General features: G+C 41.8%; 12 protein-coding genes and 4 tRNA genes. 14 read left to right on the plus strand and 2 right to left on the minus strand.

All coding sequences use genetic code 11. The features are described from left to right. Positions 1-325: 325 nt before the first annotated feature. From ACFQWC_RS18595 to dnaB, 4 genes are all read left to right on the plus strand, one after another. The gene (locus tag ACFQWC_RS18595) at positions 326-1249 is read left to right on the plus strand and encodes a YybS family protein (protein WP_299745543.1); all 924 of its coding nucleotides are present in this window, start codon (positions 326-328) and stop codon (positions 1247-1249) included. Between the two features lie 26 nt (positions 1250-1275). Then, positions 1276-3249, plus strand: a complete 1974-nt coding sequence (locus ACFQWC_RS18600; RefSeq protein ID WP_299745540.1) for a DHH family phosphoesterase — start codon at positions 1276-1278, stop codon at positions 3247-3249. Beyond that, positions 3246-3692, plus strand: coding sequence for a 50S ribosomal protein L9 (gene rplI, locus ACFQWC_RS18605; RefSeq protein WP_299745537.1), 447 nt, complete (start codon positions 3246-3248; stop codon positions 3690-3692). The genes ACFQWC_RS18600 and rplI overlap by 4 nt, the downstream gene beginning before the upstream one ends. A 232-nt stretch (positions 3693-3924) precedes the next feature. Further along, positions 3925-5277, plus strand: a complete 1353-nt coding sequence (gene dnaB / locus ACFQWC_RS18610) for a replicative DNA helicase (RefSeq protein WP_044340260.1) — start codon at positions 3925-3927, stop codon at positions 5275-5277. 48 nt (positions 5278-5325) lie between these two features. On the opposite strand, the gene ACFQWC_RS18615 is transcribed toward dnaB, so the two are convergent. Then, a complete protein-coding gene (locus ACFQWC_RS18615; protein ID WP_299745524.1) occupies positions 5326-7050 on the minus strand; it encodes an ABC transporter ATP-binding protein in 1725 nt (574 codons plus the stop codon). A 291-nt stretch (positions 7051-7341) separates the two neighbouring features. Here ACFQWC_RS18615 and ACFQWC_RS18620 point away from each other — a divergent pair, with 291 nt between their 5' ends. After that, on the plus strand, positions 7342-8634 hold the full coding sequence (locus ACFQWC_RS18620) for an adenylosuccinate synthase (RefSeq protein WP_299745520.1): 1293 nt from the start codon (positions 7342-7344) through the stop codon (positions 8632-8634). 42 nt (positions 8635-8676) lie between these two features. Here ACFQWC_RS18620 and ACFQWC_RS18625 read toward each other — a convergent pair whose 3' ends face one another. Next, the gene (locus ACFQWC_RS18625; RefSeq protein ID WP_299745517.1) at positions 8677-9699 is read right to left on the minus strand and encodes a potassium channel family protein; all 1023 of its coding nucleotides are present in this window, start codon (positions 9697-9699) and stop codon (positions 8677-8679) included. 131 nt (positions 9700-9830) lie between these two features. Here ACFQWC_RS18625 and ACFQWC_RS18630 point away from each other — a divergent pair, with 131 nt between their 5' ends. The 9 genes from ACFQWC_RS18630 to ACFQWC_RS18670 all read left to right on the plus strand — a co-directional run bounded on the left by ACFQWC_RS18630 (position 9831) and on the right by ACFQWC_RS18670 (position 14169). Next, positions 9831-10295, plus strand: a complete 465-nt coding sequence (locus tag ACFQWC_RS18630) for a hypothetical protein (RefSeq protein WP_299745514.1) — start codon at positions 9831-9833, stop codon at positions 10293-10295. Continuing rightward, positions 10292-10600 (plus strand): hypothetical protein, encoded by a 309-nt coding sequence (locus ACFQWC_RS18635; protein WP_299745511.1) that lies wholly within the window; start codon positions 10292-10294, stop codon positions 10598-10600. Before ACFQWC_RS18630 ends, ACFQWC_RS18635 begins: the two co-directional genes overlap by 4 nt. Position 10601: 1 nt before the next feature. Further along, a complete protein-coding gene (locus ACFQWC_RS18640) occupies positions 10602-11843 on the plus strand; it encodes a glutathionylspermidine synthase family protein (RefSeq protein ID WP_377108802.1) in 1242 nt (413 codons plus the stop codon). A 15-nt stretch (positions 11844-11858) separates the two neighbouring features. After that, positions 11859-12272 carry a DUF350 domain-containing protein gene (locus tag ACFQWC_RS18645; RefSeq protein WP_148970568.1) on the plus strand — a complete coding sequence of 138 codons (414 nt, stop codon included), beginning with the start codon at positions 11859-11861 and terminating at the stop codon, positions 12270-12272. Between the two features lie 295 nt (positions 12273-12567). Beyond that, positions 12568-13533, plus strand: a complete 966-nt coding sequence (locus ACFQWC_RS18650) for a nuclease-related domain-containing protein (protein ID WP_377108803.1) — start codon at positions 12568-12570, stop codon at positions 13531-13533. Between the two features lie 176 nt (positions 13534-13709). Beyond that, positions 13710-13785 (plus strand) — tRNA-Lys (locus ACFQWC_RS18655). Positions 13786-13797: 12 nt separating this feature from the next. After that, positions 13798-13869: transfer RNA gene (locus ACFQWC_RS18660), tRNA-Glu, on the plus strand. Between the two features lie 121 nt (positions 13870-13990). Continuing rightward, positions 13991-14067: transfer RNA gene (locus ACFQWC_RS18665), tRNA-Asp, on the plus strand. Between the two features lie 29 nt (positions 14068-14096). Then, a tRNA-Phe gene (locus tag ACFQWC_RS18670) sits at positions 14097-14169 on the plus strand. Position 14170 lies beyond the last annotated feature (1 nt).

Raw genomic sequence — 14170 nt, forward strand, 5'->3', positions numbered from 1 at the left:
GCACAATAAACTCAAAAAATGGCACAAGTTTGGTTAAAAGTGGCACAACAATGTTAAATGGTGGACGTTAAAGTATGCTTGTCGCCTCTTCCCAAGCCGCCTCCGCTTTAGGTGTCATCCAGCTACGGCGGCTAGCCCCTCGAGGTCATAAGCCAGTCTTGCCCAAAAGGCAAAAAGAGCCTTTAGTGCAAGCTCGTCTTATGCTTGTCGGGGCTTCCCAAGCCGCCTCCGCTTTTGTTGTGAGTCATTAAGATGAAATCTATCTTCAAAATTGATATGATAGTGCTATTGCATGTTTTTGAATTTATCGTAAGGAGCGTTTTAATTGAAAAATCCCCGCGTTTTAACGGAAGGTGCGCTTATGCTCGCCATCTTTACTGTTTTACTGTTGTTGGCTTTATATGTTCCACTAATAGGAACGCTGGCCTTTTTCGTATTGCCACTCCCTCTTATTCTGTTTAGTTCTAAGTATTCGTTACTGAATTCTTTTTACGTATTGATCGTGTCGTTAGGATTATCCTTCTTGTTTGGAGGACTCATTGCGCTGCCTGTTGCCTTTATGGTAGCGACGACAGGGGTCGTGATTGGCTGGTGTGTTAAAGCAAAAGTAGATAAAATGAGGCTATTTATGGCATCGAGTCTCACACTTGTCATCAATATTGTGATTGGTTTTGTTTTTTCAATCCTATTCTTCGATGTTAATATTATAGAAGATAGCTTAGTGGAATCTAAGGCTGCCTATTATCAATTATTTGAGCAGCTTGGTCAGGAACCGGATAAGAAGCTGATAGAAAGTCTGGAAAGCTCGATTGACCTAATACAGACGCTGATGCCTACCTTGTTCTTGGGGATTGCCGTCGTATTGGCACTGTTGTTTATGCTGATCAATTTCCCCATCATGAAGCGCTTAGGGAGAGATGTGCCGGTATTCAAACCATTTAGAGAATGGAAGCTTCCTAAGAGTATTCTTTGGTATTATTTAATTACCCTGGTGCTTTCCATGATTCTGCAGCCGGAGAAAGGAACCTATGCCTATACGGCCCTTCTTAATGTTCTGTACGTATTGCAAACATTGATGGCGGTTCAAGGCCTGTCATTCCTCTATTTCTTCGCTCATTTAAAAGGATGGTCAAAAGGTATTTTGGTATTAATTACAATCATTTCACTTCCACTTCTTTATCTCGTGCGAATTTTAGGTATAATTGACTTAGGATTTGATCTAAGACAACGCCTACAACGTAAGTCATAGAAATTTAAGGTCCAGGAGCTGAAATCATGCCATCTTATTTTAATAAGCGAATGATCCGCTACCCATTGTACGGTCTTGCTATATTAACAGCTCTATTGTTAGTATCGGTTTCCTTTTACCAATGGATCATTTCGTTAATAGGGTTGATTGTCTTTGGAATTGTGTATTTTCTCGCATTCTATTTTGAGAGAAGATCGCACGAAGAAACAGAGGAGTATATCTCCACTCTATCCTATCGTGTAAAGCGTGTAGGAGAAGAGGCGTTAATGGAGATGCCCATTGGGATCATGCTGATCAATGATGAATATTACATAGAATGGACAAATCCTTTTCTAGCCTCATGTTTCAATGAAGACTCAGTCGTTGGAAGATCCTTATACGATGTGGCAGAGTCCCTTGTCCCATTAATCAAACAAGAAGTAGATTCAGAAATTGTAACGATTAATGAGAGAAAGTATCATGTCGTATTGAAGCTAAAAGAAAAACTACTTTATTTCTTTGATGTCACGGAACAAAAAGAAATAGAAAAACAATATCATGATGAACGTACGAATATCGGAATCATCTTTTTAGATAACTATGATGAATTAACGCAAGGGATGGACGACCAAACGAGAAGCAGCTTAAATAGTTTAGTGACGTCCATTCTGAATAAGTGGGCAAAGGAATATGGCGTGTTCTTGAAGCGGGTTTCTTCTGAGAGGTTCATAGCCGTCATTAATGAGAAGATCCTTCAAGTATTGGAGAAGGAAAAGTTCGGGATATTGGATGATGTCCGTGATACCACGTCTAAGCAAAATGTCCCCCTGACTTTAAGCATTGGAGTGGGGACTGGGGTCTCTTCTCTGCCTGAACTGGGTACCCTGGCTCAATCAAGCCTGGATCTGGCGTTAGGTCGTGGTGGAGATCAGGTGGCCATCAAGCAAACAAATGGGAAGGTTAAATTTTATGGTGGAAAAACCAATCCAATGGAAAAACGTACGCGGGTACGTGCAAGAGTCATCTCCCACGCCCTTAAGGAAATTATGATCGAAAGCGATAAGGTCATCATTATGGGACATAAACATCCCGATATGGATGCCATCGGGGCGGCAATCGGGATCCGGAAAGTGGCTCAAATGAATCAACGTGAAGGATACGTAGTCTTAAACTTTAATGAAATCGATAATGGAGTGAAACGATTGATGAAGGAGATCAAAGCTAATTCCGATCTTCATTCCCGATTCATCACTCCAGAGGAAGCGCTTGAAATGGCTACTGAGGATACGTTGCTTGTGGTCGTCGATACACACAAACCTTCCCTGGTCATTGAAGAAAGACTTTTAAATAAAATGGATAAAGTCGTGGTCATCGATCATCATCGACGTGGCGAAGACTTTATAAAAAATCCATTACTTGTTTATATGGAACCATATGCTTCTTCTACAGCTGAGCTTGTAACGGAGCTATTGGAATATCAGCCTAAACATGAAAAAATTACGATGCTTGAAGCCACTTCCCTCTTGGCAGGAATTATTGTCGATACGAAGAGCTTCACGCTTCGAACGGGATCGAGAACATTTGATGCCGCTTCCTATTTAAGGGCACAAGGGGCTGACACCGTGTTAGTCCAAAAGTTCCTGAAAGAGGATGTCGAGACCTATATTAAACGTTCAAGGTTAATTGAATCGGTTAAATTTTTCCGTGAAGGCGTCGCGATTGCGAAAGCAGAGGATGATGTCATCTATGATCCCGTCCTGATTGCACAGGCAGCGGATACGTTATTGACCATGGATGAAGTGATTGCTTCCTTCGTCATCTCCAAGCGGGATCCGGAAACAATCGGGATCAGTGCCCGTTCATTAGGTGACGTGAACGTACAAATCATTATGGAAAACTTAAACGGTGGAGGTCATTTAACGAACGCCGCTACTCAAATAAAACAAGTATCTGTACTGGAAGCCGAGGAACAGCTGAAGGAAGCATTAAGTGATTATTTTGAAGGGAGAAAAGAGATATGAAAGTAATTTTCTTAAAAGACGTTAAAGGTAAAGGAAAAAAAGGAGAAGTGAAAAACGTAGCAGATGGCTATGCACATAACTTCTTATTAAAAAAAGGCTTGGCCGTTGAAGCGACAAATGCAAACATGGGTCAGCTTGAGGGTCAAAAGAAGAAAGAAAAGCAACTGGCTCAAGAAGAATTAGAAGAAGCCAAAAAATTAAAAGCGACGTTGGAAGAAATCACGGTTGAAATGAAAGCGAAATCCGGTGAAGGCGGTCGTTTATTCGGTTCCATCACGAGCAAGCAAATTGCCGATGCACTAAAAAAGTCACATGACATCAAAATCGATAAACGTAAAATTGAAATGAACGATGCCATCCGTTCCCTGGGCTATACGAATGTCCCTGTGAAGCTGCATACGGACGTTTCAGCAACCTTAAAGGTACACGTAACGGAAGAATAAGAATTTTTTCAAAGAAAATATACGAAATTTGGTAACTTCATTTTGAGAAAAACATGTTAAAATGAATATAGCTTGATAACAAATGTGATCTGGATACTATCCCGATCACATTTTTTCGGTAGGACTAAATTCTTATATTTTCATATATAGTAAGGTATTGACTTTGACGCAGGCAGCAGATGCCTATTGGCCTCTGTTGCCCCTTCGCAGTTGAATTGGAGGTTATGCATAGATGAATGAAGTGTTCCAGGATCGGGTTCCACCTCAGAACATTGAGGCTGAACAAGCAGTATTAGGTGCGATTTTCTTAGAGCCCAGCGCATTGACGACCACATCAGAAATATTGATTCCAGAAGATTTTTATCGTCATTCTCATCAAAAAATATACAATGTCATGCTGAATTTGGGAGACGGGGGAAAAGCCGTTGACTTAATTACGGTGACAGAAGAACTGGCAGCAGCGAAAGAGCTTGAAGATGTAGGCGGAGTCGCTTATTTAAGTGAGCTTGCAGCCTCTGTTCCCACGGCTGCCAATATCGAGTATTACGCAAAGATTGTGGAAGAAAAATCATTATTAAGAAGGTTGATCCGTACAGCGACGGATATCGCTTCTGACGGCTATGCCCGCGAGGATGAAGTCGACAGCCTCCTCAGTGAAGCGGAAAAAAACATCATGGAAGTAGCCCAGCGGAAGAACGCAGGTGCCTTTCATAATATTAAAGATGTACTTGTGCGGACTTATGACAATATCGAAACCTTAACGAATCGCAAGGGTGACGTAACAGGGATTTCCACGGGGTTTGCCGACCTAGACCATATGACGGCTGGTTTCCAGCGAAATGACTTGATCATTGTTGGAGCCAGACCTTCCATGGGTAAAACAGCCTTCGCCCTGAATATCGCTCAAAACGTGGCAGTAAAGGCGAAAGAAAACGTAGCCATATTCTCCCTGGAGATGGGAGCCGAGCAGCTCGTTATGCGTATGCTGTGTGCAGAAGGCAATATTAATGCCCAAAATCTCCGTACAGGTGATTTAACCGACGAAGACTGGAGAAAGCTTACGATGGCGATGGGAAGCCTCTCAAATGCCGGGATTTACATCGATGATACGCCTGGTATTAAAGTGGGGGAAATCCGTTCCAAATGCCGACGCCTCGCTCAGGAGCATGGTCTTGGAATGATCCTCATCGACTACTTGCAGCTCATTCAGGGTAGCGGCCGTTCAGGAGAAAACCGTCAGCAGGAGGTATCTGAAATCTCCCGTTCCCTAAAAGGACTGGCTCGTGAGCTTCAAGTACCGGTCATCGCTTTATCCCAGCTCTCCCGTGGTGTGGAGCAGCGTCAAGATAAGCGTCCGATGATGTCTGATATTCGTGAATCAGGAAGTATCGAGCAGGATGCGGATATCGTAGCCTTCTTATACCGTGAAGATTACTATGACAAAGAAGCGGAAAACAAAAACATCATCGAAATCATCATTGCCAAGCAACGTAACGGTCCGGTTGGAAACGTGTCCCTTGCGTTTGTGAAGGAATACAATAAATTCGTGAATCTGGAGCGGCGATTTGACGACGCCCCGGCTTAATAGAAAAAATCCAAGCCCTGCTGGTGCAGGTGCTTGGATTTTTTGTTGTTATAGGATCGTTGCATGCTGATGAGCATGAAGTCTTGTGAATATCCCGTCTTCCCTTGAAAGGAGCTCTTCATGAGTACCATCTTCAGCGATGCCGTTTTCGGTGACGACGAGAATGCGGTCCGCTTTACGGATTGTCGCCAAACGATGGGCAATGACAAGGGTGGTACGGTCTTTTGCCAGTTCATTTAAAGCCTCTTGGATGATCGCTTCTGTTTCAGTATCCAAGGCGGAAGTGGCTTCATCCAGAATTAAAATTCTAGGGTTTTTAAGGAACATGCGGGCGATGGACAAGCGCTGCTTTTGACCTCCGGATAGCTTCAGACCTCTTTCCCCGATTTGTGTATCAAATCCATCTGGGAGTGAGGCAATGAGATCCGTCAGATGAGCACGTCTCGTCGCTTCTTCTATTTCCTTCTGGGTGGCATCAAGCTTACCATAGGCGATGTTTTCCCGAAGAGTTCCCGTAAATAAGAAAACATCCTGCTGAACGATTCCAATTTGAGCACGCAGGGATTCCTTCGTCATCTCCCTGATATCGATGCCATCAATGGTGACGGCTCCTTTTTCTATATCATAGAAACGTGGAATCAGTGAGCAAATTGTTGTTTTTCCGGCACCTGAAGGACCGACAAAAGCCACGGTCTGCCCAGATTGAATGGTAAAGGATAAATCCCTTAGAATAGGGCGGTCCGGCTCATAACCAAAGGTCACCCCATCAAAAGCAATATCCCCCCGTAAAGCAGGCACTTCGATTGCATGTGGACGATTTTCAATATCCGGCTCCATATCCATGAGCTCAGTGAACCGCTTGAAACCGGCCATACCCTTCGGATACAGCTCAAGGAGTGCGGAAATTTTGTCGATTGGTTTAAAGAGGACATTGATATAAAGAATAAAGGCAACGAGTTCTCCATAAGAAAGCACGCCGGAAAAACTTAACCAGGCTCCGTATACTAGAATGATCAAGGTCATCAAGCGAGTGGTAATGTAGATACCGGATAAATTCACGCTCATCACGTTATAGGCTTTCAGTTTGGACGTGCGGAAGAATTGATTATTTTCATTGAAACGTTCCATTTCATATGATTCGTTCGTAAAAGACTGAACCACTCTCGCCCCGGAAACACTGTCTTCAACGCGACTGTTTACATCGGCTATATTTCCGTACATTTTCGTCCAGGCTGCGTTCATTTTAATGTTCGAATACGAAATTAACCAAACAAGAAATGGAACAATAATAATAGCAACCAGGGCAAGCTCCATATTTATTGTGAGCATGATCCAAAACGCACCAATGAAAGTCATGACCGCGATGAACAGATCTTCAGGTCCGTGATGGGCAAGTTCCCCTATGTCCATCAGATCGTTTGTCACACGACTCATGATATGACCTGTTTTCGTATTATCAAAGAAGCGAAAGGATTGCCTTTGGACATGGTGAAACAATTCCCGTCTCATATCCGTTTCGATATTGATCCCAAGCTTATGTCCCCAATAGTTCACGACGAATTGCATACTCGAACTGAGTAGATACAGGACAAGCAGGCCGGCAGAAACGGCCAATATAGTACTCCAGTTTCCCTCAGGCAATAGGGAGTCAATAAACCACGATACAGCCATCGGAAATCCTAATTCTAAAAGTCCGACCAACACGGCACAGGCAAAATCAATGTAAAAAAGCCGCCGGTGAGGCCGGTAATAGCTAAAGAAACGTCTAATCATGAAATCGTCACCTCGGTATTCAATTGTATATAAAATTCAAAATGCTTATTATAGATTAGCAAAAGTTTCTAATATGCGCTATCAAAACCTGATGATACTCCCTCAATTTTTTATTTATCTTAAGATTCTTAAAGTAGTGGATTATCCAAGCGTAAAGTATACATTTATACGAACATAAATATAATTACCTATATAAACGTTCGTGTTTTCATTGACTTTCTTTTTTAGTGTTGATAAAATGAGTTTGTTTGATAAAAGAGGGAATACTAATTCCCGTCGGAGGTGCTTAATATGTCTTCAGTAGTAGTAGTAGGTACGCAATGGGGAGACGAAGGAAAAGGAAAGATCACTGACTTCCTTTCTGAACATGCAGAAGTTATCGCGCGTTACCAAGGTGGGAACAACGCGGGTCATACGATTAAGTTTGACGGAGAAACATATAAATTACACTTAATTCCATCAGGTATTTTCTATAACGAAAAAACATCCGTAATCGGAAATGGGATGGTTGTCGATCCTAAAGCACTTGTGAAAGAGTTAAAATATCTTCACGATCGCGATGTGAAAACAGACAACCTGCGAATCAGCAACCGTGCACATGTGATTCTTCCATACCACTTAAAGCTTGATGAAATCGATGAAGAACGTAAAGGTGCCAATAAAATCGGTACAACAAAAAAAGGAATCGGACCTGCTTATATGGATAAAGCCGCACGTGTCGGTATCCGTATCGCAGATCTTCTGGATCGTCAATCTTTCGAAGAAAAGCTTGCTCGTAACCTGGAAGAGAAAAACCGCCTTTTTGAAAAATTTTATGAAACAGAAGGCTTCAACATTGAAGATATTCTGGACGAGTACTATGAGTACGGTCAACAAATTAAGCACTATGTTGTGGACACATCCGTTGTATTGAACGATGCCATCGATAACGGTCGCCGCGTATTATTTGAAGGAGCTCAAGGGGTTATGCTTGATATCGATCAAGGTACATATCCATTTGTTACTTCTTCTAACCCGGTAGCTGGTGGAGTAACAATCGGTTCTGGAGTAGGCCCGACAAAAATCAACCATGTAGTCGGGGTTTCAAAGGCATACACAACCCGTGTTGGGGACGGACCTTTCCCTACGGAACTTACGAACGAAATCGGAGATAAAATCCGTGAAGTAGGACGTGAGTACGGAACGACGACTGGCCGCCCTCGCCGTGTCGGCTGGTTCGACAGCGTTGTTGTACGTCATGCCCGTCGTGTTAGCGGGTTAACAGATCTTTCTCTAAATTCCATTGATGTATTAACTGGAATCGAGAAATTAAAAATCTGTGTAGCTTATAAATACAAAGGTGAAGTCATGGAAGAATTTCCTGCTAACCTGAACATTCTAGCTGAATGTGAACCAGTGTATGAAGAGCTTCCAGGATGGACAGAAGACATTACAGAATGTAAAACGTTAACAGATCTGCCAGAGAATGCCCGTCACTACTTAGAGCGCGTATCTCAATTAACGGGTATCCCTCTTTCCATCTTCTCAGTTGGACCGGATCGCTCTCAAACAAATGTAGTTCGCAGCGTGTGGAGCCCGAATTAATCAATAAAGAAAACTCTCAGCCATTTAGGGGCTGAGAGTTTTTTATTGATTTAATTGTTCGTACACTCTGTCATGGCATACGACATAAAGAACGTCATCAGCATGCAGCTCACGGTTCATGGCATCAGTGAAATCCATATTATCATTCACAGCGAGCAGGATAGCTCCCTTTTCAAGCAGCTCCTCAGAAGCCTCCTTGATGGTTTTCCAATTCTCTTTTACTCTAAACTCGTGAATATTATTACCGTATCGTTTACTAAGTAACTGCCTGAATAAATTGGTCGTTCCTGGATGAAGTGTTGCTTTTGCCATCAATAGGGAAACAGAATCATTGGATAAAATAAAATCCTCAACGGCAATATGCTGGAATTTAGGAATATGGCGATCTTCAGACACTTCCACAATTGTGTGGACTTCTTTCTGATGAGTCTTCGATAAACCTTCAACGGCAGACGCAATCAATAATGTTTTTCCATCGGTAAGCGAAGGGTCTTCAATCTTTGAATCCGAGAATATCGCCACACGTTTTGCCTCGAAGATATTGGCTTTCAGTAATACATTCTCATCGGAAGGATCACCTTGTATGAAATGTACCTGCTCATGCTCAATGGGCGTTACAGGAAGCATATCAATGAGAACAATCTCAGCATCTGGCACATGAGCAAGGATTTCCTCAATGGCTCTCTCCGTTTTCTTCGACCAATTGATGTAGATATAATGATCTTCATATGTATACACTAACTTTCCCTCCCTCTTGAATTTCTGAAATGTTGTAATGGAATCAACGGTTTTACTGATCAACACCCCAATAATCCCGATTCCAAAGATAAACAGGAAGATTCCCAATAAACGTCCTCCCACCGAAACGGGAAAATAATCTCCGTATCCGACAGTGGTCAAGGTCGTCATCGTCCACCAGAACCCATCAAAAAGCGATGGAAATGTTTTTGGCTCCAAAAAATGACTGCCAAAGGTTCCCAACAGGATAATAATCAGGGATAATAGAAGAATGAAACCGAAGTCCATCTTCGTAATCTGTTTCCAAAGCCTTTGAAATATAATCATACATACCCTCCTTACGAAAAAAATCATAGTTCAATAATACCAATGAATCCCTGGGAAATGAAACCTTTTCCTCAGTGGTTCGTATATTTATAGGAATCATATCCTTCCAATCAGGAGGCTGGTGTCGACAAATGAAACAACCTGTACTGGAATACCGTTTACGAAAAGGCAACGAAACGTATGAAGCGATCTATCATTACCCTGATATCGAATTAGAACAAATCCTGGCAAGAAGGGAATGCGAATTCTTTGTAAAAGAAGGTGTGACGTATCGTCAGCTTTCTTCAGCGATTGAAGGGAATCGATTTATACTATATGTAGAAATATATGAAGAAGAACCTGTTACGGATCCCCTGTTTCCACCTGAAGGATTAATACTGGAGATTCGCGAACTGAATCCACGAAGCAACCACCCTATTTTAAAAATTGAACACCATGATTATCATCTCGATATTCTAAGTGTGATCGGTTCTGTTTACTATTATATTGACGGGGCGGAATGGGAACGTGATTCTGCTGAAATCGATGAGGATCGCTATGTGTATATTTTATATGTAAAAGCAACGGGCTATAAGCTAGAGGAGGAAAGCCAATGAACAAAACGAAGAAAATGATGGCCGGGGTAGTCGCGTCCGTAATGGCGATATCAGCAACCGGCTGTGGAAATCAGGACCTTCCACCTGAACCGACGGATGTTGACTGTGACGACTGGGATTGGGATGACGAAAGCGGCACGTATTATTGCGATGATGACCGTTCCCCTCACTTTGGCTACTTTTGGTTTGCTGGCAGGATGTTCAAAAACAAATCCAGTCTAAAAAACTATTCAAGCTATAAATCGTACTCTAAGAGCTACAAATCAGGTATCGGAAGCGGCTCTAAAGGCGGATTCGGAGGATAATATGACAGCCTCTCACCGTGAAAAAAGAAACTCTTTCTATGAGCGTATTCCTGAATTTTGGCATGATTTGTATGACATGGAGTACTCATTATTGGATATTAAGATGGAATCACGTGACACGATTTCAGCGATACATGAAGCATCCCGAAGAGTGTACAGTATTTATCAAAAAAGTGCGGATCTACTTCGTGAGTTGGAAGATCATACCCTTCTGGAGCTAGGTTTTCCAGAGGAATCCCTGTCCTATATAAGGTTTAAGTCCATTCCTCAAGAGTGTATTGTTGGCCGATTTGATTTCGTTGTAAGCGGAGAGGAAATCAAGCTATTAGAATTCAATAGCGACACCCCCACCTTTATCAAGGAGCTTTATCATGTGAATGAAAAGGTTTGTCAGTATTTCGGGTGTTCAAATCCTAATGAGGGATTCGAGACGGGATTAGCGAAAGAGCTAAAGCGGGCACTCTTATCATCCTGGAAGTCTTTGCAACGGGAAGGCGAACCTAAGATCGTCTTCACCTCTCACCAGGATCACGAAGAGGATCACCTGACAACAAAATATCTACAAAAGCTTTCAGGTGTGCCGTCTGAATATGTGAGCCTGGATCAGCTGCAAATTCGAGAAAGTGGCCTTTATACTCCTCAAGGGGAGCGGATCGATGTATTGTACCGGCCGACGTATCCTATCGAACATCTCATTGATGATAAGGACCCTCTTACAGAAGAGCAAGTGGGCTTGGACCTGATGCAAATGGTAATGGAAAAAAAGCTTGCCATCTTGAATCCCCCCTCCGCATTTTTACTTCAATCTAAAGGAGTTCAAGCACTTATATGGGGTCTTCATGAAGCATCTAGTTCCTTCTATACAGATGAGGAACATCAATGGATCGAACAATACTTTCTTCCAACCTACTTAGATGCTGATCATTTCGAGAAGAATGGGATCACCTACGTTCAAAAGCCTGCATTTGGCCGAGAAGGAGATACGGTCAAAATCATGGAAGCGACAGGAAAGATCCTTTTAGAAGATAAAAAAGAAACTTATAAGCAGACCCTGCCAGTGTTCCAACAATTTATCCCTCTGCCTGTTACTGCGATTAAGACGGATGAAGGAATGAAGGATGCAAGCTTGATGGTCGGCAGTTTCATTATTAATGGTACGGCCGGTGCAATCGGAATACGGGCTGGTAACGCCATCACCGATAACGAATCATACTTTCTGCCTGTAGGGTTACAGGAGAAATAAAAAGGAGAGAAACTCATGCAAATCATAACAAGTGAAGCATTACTCAGCTTTTTAGCTCACGTCGGAACGGGCCTGGGACTAATGATCCTCGGAATCACCGTTTTCGCCTTTACCACCAAATTCTCTGAAGCTACCTTAATCAGGGAGGGAAACATTGCCGTTGCCCTCAAACTATGGGGAAAAGCCATCGGACTCGCCATCGTCATCTACACCGTCTGGGCTAACAGCCTGAATCTGCTTGACGCCTTTATCTGGGGACTCATCGGGATCGCGACTCAAGTCATCGCATACTGGATCATTGAGTACGTTCTGACACCTAAGACGAATTTAGCGAAGAAAGTGGAAGAAGGCAATATTGCCATCGGATTCAGCCTATTCTCAGCTGCGATTGTAGTGGGATTGGTTGTGGCTGCAAGTTTGACTTATTAAGGGTTGATATGGAGGTCTGCTGTTGGAGCGCTTTTGTTGGTGCTCTGGTGGTGGGTCTTTTTTAATAGTAGACTCTAGGTATTTTCGGCGTAAATGCATTTTTGAAAATAAATTTACAGTTTTGAAAATAAGAGTAAGGTTTTTGAAAATAAAATTCTATTTTTGAAAATAAAAGGTCAAGTTTTGAAAATAAACCTCTCTCACATCACTTTATTGCTAAGATATCATCAGAAAAAAGCAGGATTTCTTTAATAAAAGTAGAAAATAAATAAAAAATCAGTATTGGAGTGATGAAATGATCAGTAAAGAACGTCCTTTTCCGATTAAAATTCAAAAGTTGCAGGTCCTGCTCTTACGTATCCTTGAGACCCATTCTAAAACAAACTTTATTAAAGAAAACCTCTCAAAAAGTCTTGCCGGTTATAATGGTGAGAAATCAATCGACTATTATTTAAGCCTTCTCCCCGACAAATCCTTTTATATTCTTCATGATTTACGCCTCTTACTAAACGGTCTTTATTTCCAGATTGATACGTTACTATTAACAAAAAGCTTTGCACTCATTTTAGAAGTGAAAAATTTAGCCGGGTCGATAGACTTTGATTCAATCTTTAATCAAATGATTCAGAAGAAGAACGGTGTTGAATTCGCATTGCCTGATCCTATTATTCAAATTGGCAGACAAGAATCTCAATTTAGATCATGGTTACATGAGCATCATTTCCCTCCAATCCCTATTCGTACACTCATCGTTATCAGTAACCCACAAACAATTATTCGTTCACATGATAAGAATGTAAGTCAAAAAGTCATCCACGCGGCTTTGCTTCCCCAAAAAATTTCTCAAATCTATAATGAATCTCAAAATAATATTTTACTAGATAAAGATATTAGAAGGATGATTAAGCTTATTAAAAAATTTGATACCCCGCTGAATCCCTCGGTACTAAATCAATATAATATATCCAGGCAAGAAATAATAAATGGAGTGTTTTGTGAAATTTGTAGTTATCTTCCCTTAGATAGAGTGCATGGATACTGGTTCTGTCCTAAATGTAAAACAAAATCGAAATTAGCTCATCTTAAGTCACTCGAGCATTATAATCTTCTTTTTGGAGAAGAAATTACCGGACAGCAACTGAAAAGTTTTTTAAGGATTTCTTCACCCGCTCTTGCAACAAGAATATTAAACTCCGTATGTATAGGGTATCGTGGAAAAGGAAAAGGACGAGTCCACACTTTGCCATCTAAGCAAAAGTAGCTTTGAGAAATTACTTCCTATCGGGCATTTCCCCAAAATTATTCCCTAAGAAATAATTTTCGACAATAAATCCAAAAAAACTATTGCCCTCGACATTCATACTATGATAATATTAATTTCGTTGTCACGAAAGCGGCTTTGATCAAGCTTGCTAAACGTGTTTATATATATACTTAGAGCCATTAGCTCAGTTGGTAGAGCATCTGACTTTTAATCAGAGGGTCGAAGGTTCGAATCCTTCATGGCTCACCATTTTTTTTACATGGCCCATTGGTCAAGCGGTTAAGACACCGCCCTTTCACGGCGGTAACACGGGTTCGAATCCCGTATGGGTCATTTTTATTTTCTCGAAGTGAGAATTGATAGTTTAAGTGATGTAACTTCATGAAAATATTATGCTAGCAAGTTTATTGCTGAAGTAAATATTGATAGCGATTTTGCTAACACAAAAAACTCTGGTCCGGTAGTTCAGTTGGTTAGAATGCCTGCCTGTCACGCAGGAGGTCGCGGGTTCGAGTCCCGTCCGGACCGCCATTTACATATTTAGATTCTTAAAACAATATGGCTCAGTAGCTCAGTTGGTAGAGCAATGGACTGAAAATCCATGTGTCGGCGGTTCGATTCCGTCCTGAGCCAT

Source organism: Rossellomorea sp. GCM10028870, from assembly GCF_042666755.1.
GTDB lineage: Bacteria > Bacillota > Bacilli > Bacillales > Bacillaceae_B > Rossellomorea.

Coding starts and splice junctions, on each gene's coding strand:
- ACFQWC_RS18600 (WP_299745540.1), top strand. CDS start 1,276: ATGCCATCTTATTTTAATAAGCGAATGATCCGCTACCCATTGTACGGT.
- rplI (WP_299745537.1), top strand. CDS start 3,246: ATGAAAGTAATTTTCTTAAAAGACGTTAAAGGTAAAGGAAAAAAAGGA.
- dnaB (WP_044340260.1), top strand. CDS start 3,925: ATGAATGAAGTGTTCCAGGATCGGGTTCCACCTCAGAACATTGAGGCT.
- ACFQWC_RS18615 (WP_299745524.1), bottom strand. CDS start 7,050: ATGATTAGACGTTTCTTTAGCTATTACCGGCCTCACCGGCGGCTTTTT.
- ACFQWC_RS18620 (WP_299745520.1), top strand. CDS start 7,342: ATGTCTTCAGTAGTAGTAGTAGGTACGCAATGGGGAGACGAAGGAAAA.
- ACFQWC_RS18625 (WP_299745517.1), bottom strand. CDS start 9,699: ATGATTATATTTCAAAGGCTTTGGAAACAGATTACGAAGATGGACTTC.
- ACFQWC_RS18630 (WP_299745514.1), top strand. CDS start 9,831: ATGAAACAACCTGTACTGGAATACCGTTTACGAAAAGGCAACGAAACG.
- ACFQWC_RS18635 (WP_299745511.1), top strand. CDS start 10,292: ATGAACAAAACGAAGAAAATGATGGCCGGGGTAGTCGCGTCCGTAATG.
- ACFQWC_RS18640 (WP_377108802.1), top strand. CDS start 10,602: ATGACAGCCTCTCACCGTGAAAAAAGAAACTCTTTCTATGAGCGTATT.
- ACFQWC_RS18645 (WP_148970568.1), top strand. CDS start 11,859: ATGCAAATCATAACAAGTGAAGCATTACTCAGCTTTTTAGCTCACGTC.
- ACFQWC_RS18650 (WP_377108803.1), top strand. CDS start 12,568: ATGATCAGTAAAGAACGTCCTTTTCCGATTAAAATTCAAAAGTTGCAG.